A 21753-nucleotide genomic window follows, 5' to 3' on the forward strand; every position below is an offset into this window, starting at 1 on the left:
AACACTGATATTTTAGAAAGCCGTAAAGCAAAAAGTTTTACTATTGGCGCACTTTATCACTTGAGCAGGCGTACCAATCTATTTGGCGGTTATCAACAAGTTAATGTAATAGATAAAAATAGCCCAGTTGATCGCGATCGTAGTACCTGGACGGTAGGGATGCGTCATCTTTTTTGATGCTAAACTAGGAAAGTCCGGAATCATCCTTTTTTGATTAGGCTTTAGTTTTCAATTCATATTTCCTATTAGCGAATTTTTCTTCGCGCTTCAGAGATTTGAACTATCTTCTATTGGAGGTACATATTCTGATCTAAGCGGTTACCCTGGCCGCATTTTGTGAACTTCAGGTAAGCATCTTGATGATTTATTCATAACTCCATTGTCTCAAAAAATGGAATTAACGCTAAGCCAGGGAGACTTACTGATGGAAAATCTTATTTAATTGGCAGGCTGGCCATATATCACTCACTGTGATTTTTCTCACAGATAATTCAGTCTGTGTAAGTTACCTTGTAATCGTTTAAGGTTATTTGATATTGCTACATAGTTGCTCCTGAAATAACAGCAAGTGATTGATATTATAGATAGATTGTATTGTTTGCGATGGTCATAACGACCGGGAATGTTAAAATGGCAGTTATTTTCTAGTCGAAATGGTGATTAAGAATACTAAGACGCAGCAGTACGATTCATCAAGCGAATTTGTTTGGAACAGATTTATTGATGCAGCTTGATCCTACCGATCTATTGCTGAAGCTTGCATCGGTAACACCATGGGAAGTGTTTGAAGAATTATTCTCGACGCATTACACGGCATCGATAGGAGCGCCCAATAAGCCGATCCGGCTGATGTTGGGCTATTGATACTGAAACAGTTAGAAAATTTGAGTGACGAATCGGTAGTATTGCAATGGAAGCGCAATTCATACTACCAGGCTTTTTGCGGGCTGAAAGAATTCCAGCGAAAACTGCCTTGCCATAGCAAGGAACTGGTTCACTTTCGTAAGCGCATTGGCGCTGAAAGCGTAGAGCGAATTTTTCAGATGAGCATTGGTCTGCATGGAGATTGGGCATTGGAAGATGTCATTCATGTGGAGACGACAGTCCAAGAGAAGAGCATCACATATCCGACCGATAGCAAGCTTGCAATTAAGATCATCAATCGCCTGAACAAGATTGGCGAATACATGGTGTTACACAAGGCGACCTTCGTTAAGGAAGTCAAATCATTGCGTCTGGCGATCCGCATTTCTGTCATGTGGCCAAACGAGCGAAAGCCAAACGCGCCCTGAAGCGGCTGAGAACCATTGTTGGAATTTTGATGCGGGAGCTGAGGAGGCAATTACCGCAACACTGCTTGTTCGAGTGCTATCAACGAGATTTTCTCTTGTATGAACAGATTCTAGCGCAACAACCGAAAGATATAAACAAGATCTACTCGCTGCATGAATCGCAAGTGTACTGTGTGGCCAAGGGAAAAAATCACAAACAATACGAATACGGCACTAAAGCATCGATAGCCGGTACTGCGAAAAGAAATTTGATCGTTGGCGTTGTCAGCCACGAACAGAACTTGCATGACAGTCATACGTTACCGGAAATATTGCGTCATGTGAGATAATCGCGCAGGAAAGCCGCCAAGCAAGCCGTATGCGATCGCGGCTATCGTGGGCAACGCGAAGTCAACGGCACGAGAATCATTCTGCCGGGGAAAGCGCTCAAACGAGATACGCATTACCAGAAAGATAAGAAGCGAAAACAATGCAGAAGGCGCGCAGCCATTGAACCGATTATCGGTCACCTGAAATCGGATTACCGATTGGCGCGAAACTATTTGAAAGGTGCTGTGGGTCTGTGGGTGATCGCATCAACTTGCTGATGGCCGCTGCCGCCTGGAATCTGAAACAATGACTGTCGGCCATTTTTTTGTTTTTCTTCCCATGGCGAAGATTACAAGTTTCACAGACTCTTTGATAAATGAAGATTAAACCGCGATTTTACTTTATTAATACGCTATCTTTTGAAACTACTGATACAAAATGGCGATTAATGAGGTTTTTTAGGGTCGACTACATATTTTTAATATGCTCATATGAGGTTTCATATTTTTATATGATGTAAAAATATGAAACATAAAATATAAAAATACTTTGTCATAGAATTCCATGCTAATTGGATTATTTGAATAAATGAATTGTATTAGTGAAGGATGATCGATGATTAAAAAGTATTAATTTATAATTGCTTATGGAGATAAATAATTTGTAACTACTCGCTCCCTAAAAATATTCAAAAAAATTTTACAGCTTTTTGGGCGAGAAAAATTCAATTTTGTGCCGCACTGATAACTTTCCATGGTAGTCACCTTAGATCGAGTGATGAGCCATTTTAGCGTGGTTTTGCTGTTTTTTTAGGCGAGTCTATTTTATCCTCACTGATTGGCTTACCAGGCGCCCCAAAAAAACCATGTTATGATGAAGTTATTGATAATAACTCATTGACATCAACGTGGCGAGCCTGGATAAAATCTCAGTTAGAGACGAAGTCAGCCGTTTAAAAGCAGATTTTGATCGTCTTGGCGCTGAAGGGAAACTCTCTTCTGAAAGCCAAGCAATCATGAACAGCCTATTTATGATTGTCGAGCTGATCCTGGCTATTTTTCTTGAGCGCAACACCAAAAAAGACAGTAACAATTCCAGCAAACCTTCTTCGCAAACATCGAAAGATGAATCCGTGTTAAGTCATCCTGGAAATAATGGCAAAGGCAAAAGTGAGAACAAAGACCAAGCCAGCAATAGCCGCGTTAACGAAACCGTTACAATTTCTCTGGCCCTCACTTGCGAGGTTTGCGCTCAAGATCTGAGTGAGGTTCCCTGTATCGATCATGAAAGGCGAAGTGGAATCGAGATGGTAGTCGAGAAAGCCATTGATCATGTGGATGCTGAAATTAAATACTGTCCAGCCTGTGGTGTCACGGTAAAAGGCGTCTTCCCACCAAGCATGCACGGCTCGTTACAATATGACGATGGTTTAAAGGCTTTTGTGATTAACTTGCTGATCGGTCAGTATCATCCACCTTCCGATCTTTTGATCGATATATGGCCTTTATTTCGCAGGGCCAGGTAAGTAGAACCAAGTAAATATTGAGCAATTTTTTTTACGAAAGACGCGACTCTTGGAGTGGGCCTTTGAAATTCTTTGCTGCAAACATTTTTGTATGTATCCGTGATTGTAATTATTTTTCTCATATGGATACTCACTATTTTGCCAAATTACCAATCGTTGATGCTAAGAACAGCAAGATTGCAGCCAACCATTCTAACTTTGTGTGTGGTGCTTTGCCCCCACTCTTATGGAAGCTGTTTATAGCAGCGATCCCATCTAAAAATTGATCTTTAATAATGATCAGCTAAAAAAGATGGAGTTATCTGATCATGGCTTTGCCTATTCTGCCAATCATGTCATGAGTGCTAGTGTAATCGGTATAAATTCTTCTCTTTTGAGATTACTTTTCTCGTCGATGTTATGTGGAGCAACATTTTTTACCCTTTTTTCGATAAGACGAATGGTCGCTCTATTACAAAGTTGAGCATTGATGACAGGTTGCTACCATGACAAAATTTTTGTTGAGCGGTTATGGCTTACAGTAAAGTATGAACTCCTATACACCAACTGACTTAAAGGATGTAAGGCAGAGTCTCGCCCAGTGGTTTGACTGGTGCAATCAGGAATGCTTTGACTAAAATCTTGATAGCCAGATACCGGACGAGGTCTATTATCAATACACAATAATTTACCAAGCAATCAGTGCTTACTAACTCTATTTGTCAGAGCCTAATCCTATTCTCAGGCTGTAAAGTTTAGGGGAGCCACTTCAAAATCATAATCTATTTCCTGTTTACAATTTGGCTTATTTACAGAGTGTTTTGCTAAAGGATATCAAGTTAACTTCTTTAATCCTCTGACCTAAAGTTTACTGAATAATCAGCTGGCAAATGATTCTGTTGTGCCCAGGTGCATGCACAAGTGACTTCTTCGATAACTGTTGATATATTCGCGTTGACACCAGCAAAATCAGGAAGAGGTATGCCACGTAGAAGAGCCATCCAGTACAGTAGCTCTACCATTTCGGCTGTAGCGCATGCAGAACAGATTTCTGGTGCAGGTGGCGTTATTGCCAACGATTCAGGGTTTGTACTATGATTTTTATTTGCTGTACCAGTTAAAGGGATTAACATGGCGCTTGCACTAGTAGCAGCTGCTTCAGCTTTGTTGTGAGTTAGAATAGTCATTTTTTTGCTCCTTTCGTAATTCGTAAGTTTTTCATTAATATAAAAGTCATAATTTTTAAACCAAACGCTTGTAGTGGATTAGAAATATGTTGCTATTTTTATTTAGTCCAGCTTGTGCGCTATAGACACCAAGTGAGTGATGACGATTACAAGATAATTGATATGAATCGAATCGTCTGTGAGGAAAATCACACTACATAATATGTATGCTTTAATTGCCGATTAATCTTGCTAGCTAATCCTTTTGGCTGGTAATACTGAAAGCAGAATTAGCTAGTCATTAATAATTCCTTACTCTTATTTGTATAAATATTGCTGTCTAGGGAGATTGAAAAAACATAAGATTGGGTTGAATTGAGTCTCTTTGCTCGCTGTTTTGGTGATTTTGATGAAACCAAAGTAGTAAGAATGTAATTCTTGTGATGATATTTTTCGCATTAAACTGGAACAGATTTTCGACAAGAGTCTTCAGCTGTATGGTCTGGCTGGAAGATTGGCTGGTCTATAGAACGAGCGACTTGAATATATGTAGAGTCTACTCAAAAAGTATTTTTCATAGCCATTTAAGATTTATGACTCATAACCTCTTGTCTATAAGATATATTATTCACGATAACATGCGGTTTAATAAAAAATGATCGAACATAGGTGAGCTTGCATTCAAATCAAATGCAAGGGTTTCTACATGATTTCTTCAAAAATCTTGCACTTAAATAGGGGTTTTATGACATTAGTTAATAAAAACAATCATTTATAATTCCCAGGTAAGCTCAATGTATTCAGAGGAGATCATCCTCGTATTTCGAGCTGTCTGATAGGAGGCCTGCACTACCTGAAGCAAGCTTTCAACGAAACGGATGAGACGGTAAAGTAATGCTGGGTGGAGAGATCCTTATAACACTACTTCTCTAGGGAAGAATATATTTGGTATGAATTTCCAATCGATCCCAATCAGATGGTGAGATTTAGTATCTTTACGAAGTATGCGAAATTGATACTAATTTTTAAGACCGCAATTAGTGGATGAAGTGGGAAGGAGCTTGGGGATGAGTAATTAATATACATATATAAATATGATCAATTGGTTCATACGCTCTATTTTGGCCTTATTGATTGGTTTGGTCGGGGTTATAGTGTATTTGATGCCACTGGGAGCAATTGTAGAGGAAAAATATGGATTAAGCTGGCTATTTCATTTCCGAGGCGCAATACCTGCGCCGACTGATGTTATCGTCATTGCACTCGACCAATCATCTGCTTCTGAGTTAGATTTACCGCTTAATCCTAAGGAATGGCCACGTGATCTGCATGCTGATTTAATTGATAAGCTCGGGGATGGTGGTGCTGAAATCATTGCATTCGATCTGAGATTCAGTACTTGCGGTAGTAGTCCTGAAAGTAATGAAAAGCTAGCGCATTCGATAAAAAAGGCTAGCAATGTAGTTTTGGTAGAAAGATTAATCGATTCCCGTGATACAGATTACTTTCCATACCGGACAGAAAAAAAAATCGATGATTGTCAAACTGACTATGTAATTGGTTCTGAATTGGATGATACGAAAAGAAAAGAAGAGCTTTTCTTTCGGGATTATCCAGGGCTAGTTGGTGTTTGGCGCTTGCCAATTTTGCCTATTATTGCCGAAGCTGCGAGAGGCGCTGCTCCATTCATTTTACCCAGAGGTCCTGTGACACAGTATTGGGCATTCAATGCCAGTGCAGGTGATATCCCTTCGTTGCCATCGGTTATGTTACAGATTTTCGCGCTCAAAGCTTATGATGATTTTGTTCATCTACTCCACTCTGTGGAGCGTTTATTGGTCACCCAAATACCAACCAGTGCGTATGATTTCGACATCGAGGATCTAATATTTACATTGCGAAATGCATTTGTCAACAATGAAAAACTGATTGATGTGATGCAGCATGAACTGGATCGGAGTCAGTTTATTACCCATGATAATAAAAAGATCATCCATGCATTGCTCAATCTGTATTCCGGAAGCGAAACACGGTATCTTAATTTTTATGGGCCACCCCGCACCATAAAAACAATACCATATCATCAGGTTTTGCAGTCTGACGGTGCTGGTAATAAAATGATGAATATAAAAGGAAAAATCGTCTTTATCGGTGTGTCTGCTGGTAGTTTTAGCGAGCAGGATGAGTTAAGAGATGATTATGCCACGGTATTTAACCGATCAGATGGTTTGCAGATTAGTGGTGTCGAGATTGCTGCAACAGCTTTTATTAACTTACTGGATGATAGTCACATACGTCCGTTACCTTTGATCAGTACGTACTTAATTCTTTTTCTGTCTGGTTTCACGCTGTGCTTTGTTTTTCTAGTTTTACCGGATCGAAGTGCAATGCTGGTGGGTATCATATTAGTGCTTTTATACGGCTATGCTGCTTATTATTTTTTTAAAACAGATAATTTATGGTTGCCTGTAGTCATGCCTTTGGTTCAGGCGCTTTTGGCTTTCGGTACGGCGATATTGTTGAAATATGCTGAATCTGTTAAAGAGCGCCACATTCTCAGAGAAGCATTCGGTAAATATGTACCGGAGCAGGTAGTTAATGATTTTGTAAACAATGCGGGAAAAGAAACAGCAGGCAACCAGTTGCTTTATGGGATTTGCATGGATACAGACGCTGATAAGTATACAGAGCTCGGTGGAAGATTGAGCCCAACAGAGCTCAGGTTGTTCATGAATGATTATTACGCAACCTTGTTCAGGCCAGTAAAACAGTATGGTGGTATCGTATCTGATATAAAAGGTGATGCCATGCTAGCTTTATGGGCAGCATCAGCTGCGTTATCCTCTCAGCGTAGACAGGCATGCTTTGCCGCACTTGAGATTATCAAGGCTGTTGAGCATTTTAATTTGACTAACCGAGAATTTCAGCTGCCTACCAGAATTGGTCTGCATGCTGATGAGATGACATTGGGAAACGTCGGCGCTATTCATCATTATGAATATCGTGCTGTCGGAGATATCGTTAATACCGCCAATCGTATTCAGGGTGCAAACAAATATTTTAAAACTCGTTTGTTATTGTCAAAAGCAGTCCTTGAGGACTTGGATGATTTTCTTGTGCGTCCTATGGGGAAGATTTTGCTTTCTGGTAAAACAGTTCCGATCGATCTAGCAGAACTGATAGCCTGCAAGAAGGAGATCAATGATGATCAAATTTGGTTATGTGAAGGTTTCGCTAATGGCTTACGAGCATATGAATCTCAAAACTGGGCAAGTGCCTGTAATTATTTCTCCGAAATTCTACAAATTTTTCCTGACGATGGACCATCCCACTTTTTCCTGAATCTTTGTCAGAATTATCGCTTGAATCCCCCCCTATCTTGGGATGGGATTACTCGCATGCCAGGGAAATAATATAATAAAGACCTTGAGGAATTTAGTTTAATCTCTATTCCCTAGTATTGAGCAGGTAATTAGAGTAATAACTGCTTCTGATATCAGCGTTTTGGAGAAATTTTCAAATGTTGGCTGTACCATACCCAAACACTACCGCGTATTTGATTTTGTAAATTATTCAGCAACTCGCCGAAAGCCTCGCAAAGATTCCCAATCAATATAATTTCTTGGCCAGGATTCACCAAAATCCAGATAAAGATAATTAGTTATGCGTATATATAATACGCTTGCAATTTAAAATATTATTTAAAAATAAATAGTTATTTAATGTTCCAATTCTCTTGTTGTATGATTCTGATGGTTTATTAATTTAGTATTTTATTAACGCTGCATAACGTAATGGCATAAAAATTTAACATTTTTAACATAAAACAGTGCTAAGATTCACACTCATCAAAATCCTTGTCGCTAATAAGGTTTCTAGGCATCCGGCGGTTTTCCGGTTTGATTTTGGTACATAATGACAATTTAGGATAATAAGAAAGAAATCTCTGCATAACTGGCTTTCCGGATAGTTTTATCTTTATAAGTAATTGATATTACAAGTTATACGTACATAGAAGAACTCTGAAAACATAATTATGCATGAGTCTCATAAATATGAAGAGGTGATTTATTTATCAGTGTGCAATGTTGGAGGTTTGCCACAGAGAGAGACGAAAATTTTATGCTTCATGGAAGTTTGTATGGCAAGTTTTTCTAATTACCTTAATCACCTATTGCAGCGTATATAGTATGCGTGCTACAGCCTCAACGGCATTATGTCCTGTAAAAGCGGCACGTATTGTTTCATTCGAAGGCATCGTAGAACTAAGCAGAGTAGGGGAACAGCGCTGGCAGCGCGTGGAATCTAATGAAGAGTTATGTTTAGGAGATATGCTCAGGGTGCGCTCTCACAGCAGAGCTTCTATCAGGTTGAGTAATGACAGCATGCTTAGGCTTGACCAGAAAACGACTATTACCTTTGCCGAGCCAGAAGATAAAAAAAACACATGGCTGGACTTAGTCAAAGGTAAACTGCACATCATCACCCGCACCCCTCAGCCTTTTAAGATCAGAACTCCCTTCTTTAATGCGGGGGTAGATGGAACAGAATTTTACATTGGGGTAGAAGAAGATGAGGCTAACGTCTTAGTGTATGAAGGCAAAGTGGCAGTTAGTAATGACCAAGGCAGTCTTGTTCTAGCAGATCATGAAGCTGCAAGTATCCTTAAAGATCAGGCGCCGCGCAAAGAAGGTGTTATTCGCCCTATCGACGCGGTTCAGTGGGCATTGTACTACCCAACCATCATCGATTATCGACCGGATGAAAAAATTGTTGCTAAATCCCTGCAGCTAATCTGGCGCACTTCCGTAGAGCACTACCGTCGGGGTAGACTGATTGAAGCATTGTCAGTTCTGGATCAGATCGACCCACAACAACTTACTACACCACTATTGATTTATCGTGCAGAGCTGCTCCTTTCTGTTGGACGAGTCGATGAAGCTAAAGCAAACATTGAGCAAGCAATACAGCTTCAGCCAGGTAACAATGATGGTTATGCCTTGCAAGCGGTGATCGCTGTAGTGCAGAACGACAAAGAAAGTGCATTGAGTCTAGCCAACCAGGCTATTGAGCTCGATCGTACTTCACCTACCGCAAGATTGGCTCTCTCCTATGCAAAGCAGGCACATTTTAAGATTGAAGAGGCGCTTAGCGCTGTGGAAGAAGCAATCCGATTGGATGCAAAGAATGCACTAGTGTGGGCACGTCTTTCTGAACTTCACCTGTCCACCGGATATCTCGATCGAGCACTGGAAGCTGCCCAGGTAGCGGTGAGTCTAAATCCAAATCTAGGTAAAACACAAACTGTGCTTGGATTTGTCCATTTATTAACAACCGACACGGAAAAAGCCAAAGTAGTCTTTACCCAAGCAATTCAACTCGATCAAGCTGATCCCTTACCTCGACTGGGATTGGGATTGGCCTTAATCCGCGAAGGTAAATTGGAAGCGGGGCGCATAGAAATCGAAATTGCGGCAAGCCTTGATCCAGCCAACTCACTATTACGAAGTTATCTTGGTAAGGCATACTTCGAAGAAAAGCGTTATCCCCTTGCAAGTACCCAATTTGATCTGGCGAAGGAGCGTGACCCAAATGATCCCACCCCTTGGTTTTATGATGCTATCCAGCAACAGACGCAGAACCAGCCGGTGGAGGCGCTACGTGATATTCAGAAATCAATTCAGCTGAATGATAACCGTGCGGTCTATCGTTCTAAATTGCTACTAGATCAGGATCAAGCTGCTCGAGGTTCGAGTTTGGCAAGGATTTACGACAACTTGGGTTTTGAAAAGCGTGCATTGATGGAAACCGCTAGATCCCTGAGTCTCGATCCAGCAAACCATTCTGCGCATCGCTTCCTCTCGGATGCATATGTCAACATTCCACGCTATGAGATTGCCCGTGTCAGTGAATTGTTGCAGGCACAACTATTGCAACCAGTCAACATTAACCCAGTGCAGCCCCATCTGGCCGTTGCTGATCTCAATATCATCACGACTTCAGGACCAGTGATTCCAGGGTTCAATGAATTTGCCCCACTCATGGAGCGTAATAGACCGCAACTGGTTGCATCTGGCATTTTTGGCAGCAACAGTACGCTTGGGGATGAGGTTGTGGCGTCAGCTGTTTATGATCGTGCCTCAGTAAGTTTAGGGCAATTTCATTTCGATACTAATGGGTTTAAAAGAAACAAGCCTGGAGAAGCTAACAACAATGATCAGACCCACAATATTTACAATGCGTTCATGCAGTATGCATTCAATCCCAAATTCAATGTGCAGGTTGAATTACGTACTCGGGCGACAGAACAGGGAGATTTGACGCTGGACTTCAATCCTAAAAATTATGACTCAAGTCATCGACGAAAGCTGAGTGAGGAGATAGCAAGAATAGGCGCGCGATATGCGCTATCACCCAATCAGGACCTAATTTTCTCCGGCAAATATATTGATCGTTCTGAAATCCAAAACTTTGGCAATTTTTATACTGATCTTGAAAATAAGGGTTTTCAAATTGAAGCTCAGCACATACTTAGGGCAAAAAACTTCAATTCTATAATTGGTGGAAGTGGTTACCGGTTTGATAACAATTCGTTAGAAAATGGTATAGAAAAACCGTCTAATGAGCTAGAGCGTGAAAGTGCTTATATCTACACAAATACCAACTTTCTCCCAAATATAAATGCAACATTAGCGCTAAGCTACGACTCATTCTCAAATACGCTTTTTACCGAAAAAGTTGATAAATTTAACCCTAAATTTGGGCTGCAGTGGAATATCACAAATTCTGTCAGATTAAGAGCTACATGGCTTGAGGCAACCAAGTCCCATCTCATAGCGCAACAATCATTGGAGCCAACACAAGTGGCTGGTTTCAATCAATTTTTTGATGATATTAATGGTACCAGATCCAGGCGAATGGGAGTTGGGCTGGATACTCATTTTACTAATCGATTATATAGCGGAATCGAAATATCTGAGCGTAAGTTAGAAGTACCCATTCGCCTAGATCCGACTGTGGAACATTTGCAAAAACAAAATGAACAGCTATATCGAGCATATTTGTATTGGATATTCAATTCAAATTGGGCGATTAAGGGTGAAATGCAGTTTGAAAAATTTAATAGAAATCATCAGGATATTGCAATGTTTAGCAATGATCCAGATCGGATCCAAACACTAAGCTTGCCAATAACTATCAATTATTTTAATCCACATGGTTTTTTTTTCAACGCTTCTATAAACACAGTTAAGCAGAATTTGCGACGTAAGCATGATTTTAATGATAATCAAAAAAGAAATCCAGAAAACCCAATCGCTGCTGGCTCCGGGATAGATACATTCTTCCTGCTTGATTCTATTATTGGATATCGATTTCCTAATCGGAGAGGCATATTCACTTTGGAAGGGAGGAACTTACTAAACGATAAATTCTTTTATAGAAATATTGGCTTTAATACAGCTGAAGCAATACCCACTCGATATGTGCCTGAGCGCACTTTTTTTGTGAGATTAACTTTAAATTTCTAAAGGAGATTGCAATATGAGCTATACCTATGTACTTAATAAAAATTCATCTGGCGGTACTCTTGTAGAATCTCAAAACAACAGTCCGACATGGTCAAGTCCTTGTCTTTGCAATGACTGGTTTAGATACACAGGAAAAAACTCTGCATACACAGGTCAGATTTTTTATATTAAAAAAGAGAGTAATGACCAGTTTTGCCTTTATAACGCCACACAAAAAACGAGCGGAGGAAGCATCATCTATGTTCCAACAGGTTTAGCTTTGCTTCGTTCCTATTAATTTTTGAGCCGCTTTCCATTGTTATTTGCGATACTATTAACATAGTTCATGAGAGAAATCTGCTCTTTCAGTTTGAGTAATAGTTGAAACTGATTCTTATCGAACTGTTCATTAGAGCTCTGAGTTCTTTCGTTTCACGGATTACTATGAATTTAATTGATCAATCTTTCCTCACTTTTTTTTCGAGTATCAAGGGATTTGATGGTCTCTCATCGGGCGATCTTGAAATGTTTACACAATCTTTCCATCAGCAGCATTATGCTGCTGGTGAAGAAATTGTGCGTTATCAGGATCACACCAACAGTGTTTTTGTTATTCTGAAAGGTATTATCCGAGTTCACTATTATTCATTATCAGGCGATGAGGTTATTCTATGTGATTTGCCCGCAGGGGAGATGTTTGGAGAGTTGACAGCTATTGATGGTTTGTCACGCTCTGCAACAGCCATAGCCAAAACGGATAGCTTGTTAGCTTCTATACCTGACAAGGTTTTCTGGGAATTGATTCATACCTACCCTCCATTCTGCAAAGCTATTTTGAAGCGGCTAACTGGCCAGGTTCGTCGCTTAACTGAACGGATTTTTGACTTTAGCACACTGGCTGTGCGGAACCGTATCCATACTGAATTATGGCGCTTGGCGAAGGAACGTATGGTATCTCAAAATACTGCTATTATCTCACCTGCTCCTACTCATGCCGAATTAGCCTGTTTTGTGAGTACCCACCGTGAAGCAGTGAGCCGGGAGTTGGCCAGTCTTGCTAAGATCAATTTGATTGAGCAGCGAGGCCGTGATCTGCACATACTTGATGTAGCAAAGTTGGCTAAACTGGTTCAGGAAGTGCGGGGTTTCTTGGCTCAAATCTAATCTTTTTTCTGCAATTTACTTTTTCGTAAGCTCAAGTTGGCATCTTTTGTCCTATTAATCAAATGCTAACAAAGCTTTTCCAGAAATAACACTTATTTGATTCTAAAGTCGTTTTCTGGAATTGAGTATAGTCAAATGCCTGATCACTTGATAGAATCGCCATCTTTATATTTTCAAGCATACTGTTTGTTTATTTTTATATTTTAGGAATATCAATGGCCACCCAAGACTTTCGCCCAGAGAAGAAAATTTCGATCTTTTATCCACCTCAACGTGTTTTGATGGGCCCCGGGCCATCGGATACCCATTCGCGAGTTTTGTCCGCAATGGCGCGTCCCACCTTGGGCCATCTGGATCCAGTATTTGTGGATATGATGGAGGAGCTGAAAAGTTTGATGCGTTATGCTTTTCAGACGAATAATTTGCTCACCTTTCCTGTATCAGGCCCTGGTTCAGTCGGTATGGAAATGTGCTTTGTGAACATGATTGAGCCGGGAGATAAGGTAATTGTTTGTCGCAATGGCGTGTTCGGTGGGCGTATGATTGAGAATGTCGAACGCCATGGGGGAGTGGCTGTGGTAGTGGATGACAAATGGGGAGAGCCTGTTGATCCTCAGAAAGTGGAAGATGCCTTAAAAAATAATCCAGACACGAAAATTCTGGCGTTTGTTCATGCTGAAACCTCTACCGGTGTACAGTCAGATGCTAAAACTCTTAGTGATCTAGCTAAGCGCTATAACTGCTTAACGATCATGGATACGGTCACGTCGCTAGGTGGGACACCCATTTATATCGACGGATGGGGAATTGACGCAGTCTATTCCGGCAGCCAGAAATGTTTGTCCTGCCCTCCTGGTCTTTCTCCAGTAAGTTTCTCTGAGCGCGTGGTGAATCTGGTTAAAAACCGAAAACATAAGGTACAAAGCTGGTTCATGGATATTAACTTGCTATTGGGTTACTGGGGCTCTTCACGAACCTATCATCATACGGCACCTACCAATTCATTGGTTGGATTGCATGAAGCGTTATTGATGCTATACGAAGAAGGGCTGGAACATTCCTGGGCACGGCATCAGCGTAATCACAAGGCGCTAAAAGCCGGCTTGCAGACGATGGGTATCGAATATGTGGTCGCCGAGCCCTATCGCTTGCCCCAGCTGAATGCCGTACATATACCAGTAGGCGTAGATGATAAGGAAGTACGCCGTAGGTTGCTGGCTGATTTCAATTTGGAAATCGGAGCTGGCTTAGGAGATTTTGCTGGGAAAGTTTGGCGCTTCGGTTTAATGGGTAATTCAAGTCGAGTTGAAAATGTTATTTTCTGTCTTAACGCCTTGGAAACGGTTTTATCCAATGTGGGTATGAAGGTAGAGCGTGGTGCTGCAGAAGTGGCCGCTTATCAAACCTATGCAGCTAATACTATGACAGTATAAGTTTTGATTGAAACGAAACTCATAAACTATGACTATGCAACTGCTTTCTTTTTGCTGGATAGGAAGTAGTTGCAAAGGGGCAGTAAAGTAAGAGAAAAGTATTATTCCATTTCCAAATCAAACATGACGCCAAGGCGAGCCGCAGGTAATATAAATAATACGACAAAGAGAAGCCGGCACAGCTGCGTTTGATTTGGAAATGGAATTACTATTCTCATTTTTGAATTTGACGAGTTAGGAGAACTGGTTGGATCTTTATTCAACGCCTTGCTCGCCTATCGCCTGTTTTTTCCAGCATAATTCTGCTTCATGAATTCGGAATTTTCTTTTCAACTTGTTGCAGCTCCTTTGCTATCTTTCCTAGTGGCCTATTTACTTATTTTCTGGCTGGTGAAAGGCAATGCACTCAAAATATTGGATTTTCCAAATAAACGTTCGTTACATAGCACTCCTGTTCCTCGGACTGGTGGTATCGGTCTGATTCTCTCGATATTGTTGGTATGGCTGCTGTTTTCTGCTTCATTGCCTATTTCATTGTGGGTAGGATTTAGCGTACTTGCGCTTGTTTCTTTGGCTGATGATGTGAAGGGTGTATCTGTACTGGTGCGTTTACTGGCTCATATTCTTGTTGCCATCAGCTTTTCTGCGATGCTTTTACTAGATGGTTACAATTGGGTTATGGTGATAGGAATGGGACTGGCCATTGCCTGGATGTCCAACCTATATAATTTTATGGATGGTTCTGATGGGCTAGCGGGTGGTATGGCGTTCATCGGTTTTGGTTATTATGGTGTAACAGCGTTGCTTGCAGGCGATATGGAATTTGCCATGATTAACTTTTGTATTATGGCTTCCGCTGGGGCTTTCTTACGCTTCAATTTTCATCCCGCCAAAATATTTCTGGGAGATGTGGGGGCAGTGCCATTGGGTTTTTTAGCGGCGGCGTTCGGTATTTTAGGTTGGGTTAAAGGTTTGTGGTCTTTTTGGCTGCCTTTACTGATATTTTCACCTTTTATAGTCGATGCGAGTATGACGCTGATTAAGCGATTCTTCCGTGGTGAAAGGGTTTGGCAAGCACACCGTGAACATTATTACCAGAGGGTTGTGCAGAGTGGGGTTGGGCACCGCAATACAGCCTTATTGGAATATCTACTGATGCTGATGGTCGGCGGGAGTGCAGTATGGGCAAACAGTTATGACTTTATCACCCAGAGCTGGCTGGCGGTGATGTGGGGAAGTATTTATTTAATTATAATGCGGGCTTTTGATTGTTATCAACGCTATCGCTACACTAAAATACAGAATGATTGCAAGTAAAATTCATAAACGCTCTCTCATTGCTTTCATTCATGATTTTATTGCAGTGATCATAGCGTGGTGGTTCGCTTATTTATTCCGCTTCAATTTTGAAATTCCTGCTGATTTTCAAGATTCACTCAAGGAAAATTTAGTCTGGATTGCACCAACTCAAGCGGCTATCTTTTATTCCTTTGGCTTATATCGCGGATTATGGCGCTATGCCAGCTTGCCAGATTTAAAAAGAATTCTGCTAACCGTTACTTGCGGTGCAGTAATTGTCCCGTTTGTAATATTTATGCTGAAACTGCCTGTCTTGCTGCCACGAGCAGTGATATTCCTTACCCCATTACTCTTGCTGCTAATCATGGGAGGAAGCCGCATTTTATATCGGTCATGGAAAGAAGGGCGGTTTTACAGCTTAAAAAATTCAGAACGTAAACCAGTCATTGTGCTGGGGACAGGAAATACTGCAATTAATCTGGTAAAAGAGCTGGATCGTAGCCCTGATTGGCAGGTAGTGGGATTACTGGGAGGGAGTCCCAAAAAATTAGGAGCTCGTCTTCATGGCGTTCGGGTTTTAGGTATGATCAGTCAATTACCTGCATGGGTAGCAAAATTAGGTGTGGGCCATGTTATTATTGCTATGCCATCTGCTTCTCAGAACGAGCGGCGTCAAGCGCTCGAAATGTGCGCAGAGCTAGGTGTTAAGGCATTGACCATTCCATCCTATGCTGACCTTGTCAGCGGGAAAATGACTGTATCACAAATCCGCAATGTTGAGCTGGATGATTTACTTGGCCGGGCGCCTGTGGTGCTCGATACGAAAGGTTTGCATGATCTGCTGACCGGAAAAACGATACTTATTACAGGTGCGGGTGGTTCGATAGGTTCTGAACTGTGCCGGCAAATCATGGCATTTAATCCTAGGCAGCTTGTCTTGTTTGAATTGAATGAATTTGCGCTCTATGCCATTCAAGAAGAATTCCTCCTCAAATTTCCGGCTGTCTCTATGGCGTTTGTGATCGGAGATGTCAAAGATCGCGCAAGACTCTCACAAGTATTTGATAAATATCAACCTACGGTGGTATTCCATGCTGCGGCCTATAAACATGTACCTTTAATGGAAAATGAAAATGCCTGGCAGGCTATGTTGAATAATGTCATGGGAACATATGTGCTGGCAGAAGTAGCGATTGAACATGCGGTAGAAAAATTTGTGCTAATTTCCACTGACAAAGCGGTGAACCCTACCAATGTAATGGGGGCCAGCAAGCGATTGGCTGAAATGGTTTGTCAGGCACTACAGCAATCAGTGTTACATGCTGAGAATAAGTATACTGCACCATCCAAAACTTGTTTTGTCATCGTGCGGTTCGGTAATGTTTTAGGAAGTACAGGTAGTGTGATCCCTAAATTCAGGGAACAAATCGCAAAAGGTGGACCCATTACTGTGACACATCCTGAGATTTCGCGTTATTTCATGTCTATTCAGGAAGCAGCACAATTGGTTTTACAAGCGGGCTTGATGGGTGGTGTGAAAGGTGGAGGAGAAATTTTTGTTATGGACATGGGCGATCCCGTCAGAATCGTAGATTTGGCCAAAGATATGATCCGTTTGCTTGGCCTGACCGAAGAAGATATCAAGATTATCTATACTGGGTTGCGTCCAGGTGAGAAGTTATATGAAGAACTCGCTACAGAAAATGAAAATACTTTGCCAACCCAACATAAAAAACTTAGTATTACGCTGTCTTACCAAGTTGATGAGCAATGGCTTGCGTCATTTATGGATTGGTTTACCAAACAACCTGTGCTAAAGGATGAGGAGGTCAGGTGGGCCTTAACAAAATGGGTTCCTGAGTATTCAAATAAAAGAACAGATGATCAAAACTTATCAGAGCAAGTAGTCACTTTAAATACACATTGATAAACAGAGCAAGGAAGTAACCCAGTTTCTGTTTTGTTACGTTTGAAGCTTAAGGTATTCAAGCATACGTTTCGTTGAGGAATGTTCATTATCAAAATCAATGAAATCGTTTTTCAGGATGAGTTATTCACAATTTTTGTGGATAACTTTGTGAGTAAGTTGTAAATAGTATTAAGATAATTGCCTATAACAGTATTTTATTATTTGATTAATTTTTGTACATGAAACAATCATTTTTAATCAAATAGTTGTAATTTTAATAAATATTGATGCAAATTTAAATTGAAATAAATTATTTTAAAAAGAAAATGTGAATTGTTTTAGATGTCAAGAGTATTGATAATTTATGAGGAGAATTCCTTATTTAACATATTGAAAATAAATAATTAAAATACTAATCATTACTTTGGATTCTTCAATAAAGAGATGCATTTCATATCACAGTTTATATGTGAAGGAAGTGGATAAAAATTATTAGTCATCATTCATGCTGAATATTCAGAACCTTACTTATTTACAAAATGGACTGCCACTTCTGCAGGATGTTAATTTACAGGTATTTGCCAATCAGCGTGTGGGTTTGGTCGGTAAAAATGGCTGCGGAAAATCTACTCTATTTCGTTTGATACGGGGGGAAATCCATCCGGATAAGGGTGAAATTATTCTTCAAGCTGGCAAAACGGTTGCTTTTGTTGAACAGGAAATTATCAATTCTCATCAATCTGCATTGGAGTTTGTGCTTGATGGCGATGTTGAATTGAGACAATTAGAGCAAATCCTGATGCGTGAAACACATGATGCCCACTGGTTCGAGGCACAGCAACGCTATGAAGCAATCGATGGCTACGGAGCGCGTGCGCGCGCAGCCCAATTGCTGAATGGATTAGGTTTTGCAAATGATGCATTGGAGCATCCCGTTAGCCAATTTTCAGGTGGCTGGCGAATGCGCTTGAATTTAGCGCGCGCATTGATGCATCGAGCTGATTTACTCCTCTTGGATGAACCAACCAATCATCTTGATCTGGAAGCTATTCTTTGGCTGGAACAGTACCTGGCTCGTTATCCCGGTAGCTTAATTGTCGTTTCACATGACCGTGAATTCCTTAATACATGTGTGAATCGTATTGCACACATTCATAACCAGATCATTGATAGTTATGGTGGGAATTACGATGATTTTGAACGCACTCGTGCTGAACGTATCGCTCAAGAGGGCCAAGCTTTCCAGCAGCAGCAAAGGTATATAGCCCATATGGAAGATTTTGTGCGGCGTTTTCGAGCAAAGGCTACCAAGGCTAAACAAGCACAAAGCCGAATTAAGGCGCTCGAGCGGTTGGCGCGGATCGTACCTCTCCATGTAGATGATGGTCATTATCGGTTACAGCTCGATGCGCCCGAGCGAGGCCCGGATGTTTTGCTGAAAGTGGAAGGCATGGGTTTTGGTTATGGTAGAGAAATGCTCTTTCAACATGTTAATTTATTCTTGCGAGCAGGGATGCGTATTGCGCTTATGGGACCGAACGGTGCGGGCAAATCCACGTTAATCAAATTGTTGATTGATGAGCTCAAACCGAGCGCTGGGCGAATAGAGATCGCGTCAGATATCCGTATTGGTTATTTTGCTCAGCATCAGCTCGAGAAATTGGATGGATCAATGACACCATTACAGCATCTTCAGCAACTCGCCCCGAAGGAAACAACGTTGACATTACGCACTTTCCTGGGGCGGTTTGGATTAGCTGCGGACAGTGAAGATCGTCCGGTGATGACTTTTTCCGGTGGTGAGAAAAGCCGTTTGGTGCTGGCTTTACTCGCTTGGCAACGACCCCATTTACTGTTGCTCGATGAACCTACCAACCACCTTGATTTGGACATGCGTGATGCGCTCATACTGGCGCTGGAAGAATATACCGGTAGTGTAATCCTGGTGTCACATGATCGTAGTTTGATTCGTGCCGTGGCGGATGAATTTTGGCTGGTTGCAGATGGCCAGGCCCAGCTATTTGATGGTGATTTGGAAGATTATAAAAACTGGATTGAGAATCAGCGTACCTATAAAGCGATTAAGCCTAAGCCAGAGAAAGTTACTCAGCCAAAGACGCCTAAACCGAATAGAAAAGCACTTATTTCTAAGCAAACTAAACTCGAGGGAACACTGTCCATTGCGCAAACTGAGTTAGCTGCAATCCATCACCAGTTAGCTGATCCGGCTACTTATACGAACTGTACACGCGAGGAAATCAGCCAGCTCAATCATATCCGTACTGAATTAGAAAGAAAAATTGCTGAACTCGAAGAAAGCTGGCTGGAGCTGGAAGCAGCAATGGAAGAATGCGGGCAAATCTGATTCGCTAGTTTATTAAATAAAAGCAGCTACTTTCTAGTATTTGACGCGTACCCGATAGGTTAGCGTGACCTCATCCTCAGCTGGAACAGGTATTCTCCATTCCGCCATGCCAGAGGATAACTTAATATGAGGCAATGATTCAGATAGCATAGTCCAATCTCCTGGAATGGGTTCCTGTACTTTTACTATGACTGCCTCTTTCTTGACGTTTCTTAGTGTAATTTGATAAGCCGTTTCCACCATACTGCTATGACCTAGCGCGCCAGAGATTTGTTGAAAATCGGTTTGTAACTTATCAGCGGTAATATCAAAGGTACTCCCCAGGCTGAGACGAACCAACTCATTTTGAGGTATATGATCGATCTGATCTTCACCGATAAAGAGATGATTTCCCTCGGTATCTTTTTTGTAGACTCGGATAATTCCTTTTGGAAGCGGTATTCCCAAGCCTTCACCCTTATTAGCAAAACTGATGGATACGTTAGTTTTTAATTTATGGCTGATGATAGGGTATTGTCCAGAGTAATAATGATCCGTACCTTGCAGAATAAATTCCTTGCTGACTGGAATATGAGTTGCAGACATGAGGGCAACCTGTTTAGTCTGGTTTTCAGCAAGTGTAATAGGGTGCGGTGATGTATAAAGATGATATTCAAAAAGTGCTTCTTTTTTCATTGGCGCACTATCAGCTACTTCTCGCGCAAATGTCATCATTTTTTGGGAGGTGGGCTGTTCAGGGTAAATTTGATGAATATCACCTGCCACTAGTTGCAACCTGGCATTATGGTAGGCTATGCCACTTTGATTGGTAAATGTTATCAGGCCATTGAGATCAAGCCAATTATCATCTGCATTCAGATCAGCTACATAATCGGCACGCCAGGATAAGCCGGATGTAAGGTAGGAAAGCTCAAGATCATGTTTGCCTTGGGATGGGCTAATCAGTGAAATGAGTAGGGTAGGCCTGTCACGCAGATTTTCTGGTAAACCAGGAAACACGATTCGTCCAGGTACACTGCTTTCAACTCGGTCAATAAATTTTAGAATAATTCCTTCGTTAGTCGAAAGGATTGTAGCCACTTCGCTAGCTTCAGAACCGGTTGCTGGGTTCGTCCGTATAACGATTACTTCTTTACCTGAGTACTTTTCCAGTAGTTTTTTCGGAGTGAGCACATCGAAATCAAAAGATTGCTCCAGTAAGCGAAATCCTGAAGAATAAGCAAGGTTGCGTAATAGCGCGGTTTCAGGGCGTATCTGCGCAGAGACTTCCTGCCAAGCCAGTTTATTGAAAGCTTGATCCAGTATAACGCTGCGTGAATCTTTTATTAATGCCAAGTTCCCATTATAAATAGTAACAATGATGTTCTTCTGATCTTGAGAGGTAGTAACTCTTTCGTTTGTTATTGCGGCCGCATAACTGATGGGAATAGAGATACTCATTACTGCTATTGCAAGTAGTATGCTGATGCAGCGATTTTTTTTATAACTATACTTTTTGTCTGCTGCTAAATGCCTCTTGTCCAGCCATTCTATTATCATAGTTTTGTTGGGATTGGAAATAGTGTTTGCTTTCTACATTATTTTAATTATTTCAACATGCTCTGTGATATCTGTCGAGTCTTTGTGCTTGGCTTGAGACATTTTTGCCATTTCTTCCGCACTCGTAATCACTTGCTTATTAGTTGATTTAAGGAGAGCTTAGTCAATAGCTTAGTTTTTAGTGCCACTTTTTGAGTGGCTTCTATGCCGCCTTCTTTGTATGATAGCTTTATAATATGTAAAATTCTTTTATTTGGATGAATAT

Annotated in this window: 15 protein-coding genes; 13 read left to right on the forward strand and 2 right to left on the reverse strand. The window is 41.1% G+C overall.

The features are described from left to right. Positions 1-702 precede the first annotated feature (702 nt). The 5 genes from BM283_RS20005 to BM283_RS10840 all read left to right on the forward strand — a co-directional run bounded on the left by BM283_RS20005 (position 703) and on the right by BM283_RS10840 (position 3392). Positions 703-864, forward strand: coding sequence for a hypothetical protein (locus BM283_RS20005; RefSeq protein WP_254776330.1), 162 nt, complete (start codon positions 703-705; stop codon positions 862-864). 20 nt (positions 865-884) lie between these two features. Continuing rightward, positions 885-1292, forward strand: coding sequence for a transposase (locus BM283_RS20010; RefSeq protein ID WP_254776331.1), 408 nt, complete (start codon positions 885-887; stop codon positions 1290-1292). A gap of 29 nt (positions 1293-1321) precedes the next feature. Beyond that, positions 1322-1621, forward strand: a complete 300-nt coding sequence (locus BM283_RS20015) for a hypothetical protein (RefSeq protein WP_254776332.1) — start codon at positions 1322-1324, stop codon at positions 1619-1621. An 887-nt stretch (positions 1622-2508) separates the two neighbouring features. Next, positions 2509-3126 carry a hypothetical protein gene (locus BM283_RS10835; protein WP_090692960.1) on the forward strand — a complete coding sequence of 206 codons (618 nt, stop codon included), beginning with the start codon at positions 2509-2511 and terminating at the stop codon, positions 3124-3126. 62 nt (positions 3127-3188) lie between these two features. Next, positions 3189-3392: a hypothetical protein gene (locus tag BM283_RS10840; RefSeq protein WP_090692962.1), complete on the forward strand. Its 204-nt coding sequence runs from the start codon at positions 3189-3191 to the stop codon at positions 3390-3392. A gap of 561 nt (positions 3393-3953) precedes the next feature. Here BM283_RS10840 and BM283_RS10845 read toward each other — a convergent pair. Beyond that, complete coding sequence (locus BM283_RS10845; RefSeq protein WP_090692964.1) at positions 3954-4292, reverse strand: hypothetical protein; 339 nt, start codon at positions 4290-4292, stop codon at positions 3954-3956. A 1073-nt stretch (positions 4293-5365) separates the two neighbouring features. On the opposite strand from BM283_RS10845, the gene BM283_RS10850 reads away from it, so the two are divergent. From BM283_RS10850 to BM283_RS10880, 8 genes are all read left to right on the forward strand, one after another. After that, positions 5366-7684 (forward strand): CHASE2 domain-containing protein, encoded by a 2319-nt coding sequence (locus BM283_RS10850; RefSeq protein ID WP_090692967.1) that lies wholly within the window; start codon positions 5366-5368, stop codon positions 7682-7684. A 777-nt stretch (positions 7685-8461) separates the two neighbouring features. Continuing rightward, a complete protein-coding gene (locus BM283_RS10855) occupies positions 8462-11800 on the forward strand; it encodes a TonB-dependent receptor domain-containing protein (RefSeq protein WP_254776333.1) in 3339 nt (1112 codons plus the stop codon). A 13-nt stretch (positions 11801-11813) separates the two neighbouring features. Further along, the gene (locus tag BM283_RS18090) at positions 11814-12077 is read left to right on the forward strand and encodes a hypothetical protein (protein ID WP_139225253.1); all 264 of its coding nucleotides are present in this window, start codon (positions 11814-11816) and stop codon (positions 12075-12077) included. Between the two features lie 227 nt (positions 12078-12304). Then, positions 12305-12943, forward strand: coding sequence for a Crp/Fnr family transcriptional regulator (locus BM283_RS10860; RefSeq protein WP_254776334.1), 639 nt, complete (start codon positions 12305-12307; stop codon positions 12941-12943). Between the two features lie 215 nt (positions 12944-13158). Further along, positions 13159-14376, forward strand: coding sequence for a pyridoxal-phosphate-dependent aminotransferase family protein (locus BM283_RS10865; protein WP_090692971.1), 1218 nt, complete (start codon positions 13159-13161; stop codon positions 14374-14376). Positions 14377-14685: 309 nt separating this feature from the next. Next, entirely contained in the window at positions 14686-15693 is a 1008-nt protein-coding gene (locus tag BM283_RS10870; protein ID WP_090692972.1) for an MraY family glycosyltransferase, read from the forward strand. Continuing rightward, positions 15680-17602 (forward strand): polysaccharide biosynthesis protein, encoded by a 1923-nt coding sequence (locus tag BM283_RS10875; RefSeq protein WP_090692975.1) that lies wholly within the window; start codon positions 15680-15682, stop codon positions 17600-17602. Before BM283_RS10870 ends, BM283_RS10875 begins: the two co-directional genes overlap by 14 nt. 487 nt (positions 17603-18089) lie before the next feature. Next, positions 18090-19949, forward strand: coding sequence for an ABC-F family ATP-binding cassette domain-containing protein (locus tag BM283_RS10880; RefSeq protein WP_090692976.1), 1860 nt, complete (start codon positions 18090-18092; stop codon positions 19947-19949). Between the two features lie 33 nt (positions 19950-19982). Here the strand turns inward: BM283_RS10880 and BM283_RS10885 are convergent, their stop codons facing one another. Further along, a complete protein-coding gene (locus tag BM283_RS10885; protein ID WP_090693009.1) occupies positions 19983-21389 on the reverse strand; it encodes a DUF4139 domain-containing protein in 1407 nt (468 codons plus the stop codon). Between the last annotated feature and the right edge of the window lie 364 nt (positions 21390-21753).

Origin of the sequence: Nitrosomonas sp. Nm34, from assembly GCF_900113925.1 — a bacterium.
Taxonomy (GTDB): Bacteria; Pseudomonadota; Gammaproteobacteria; order Burkholderiales; family Nitrosomonadaceae; genus Nitrosomonas.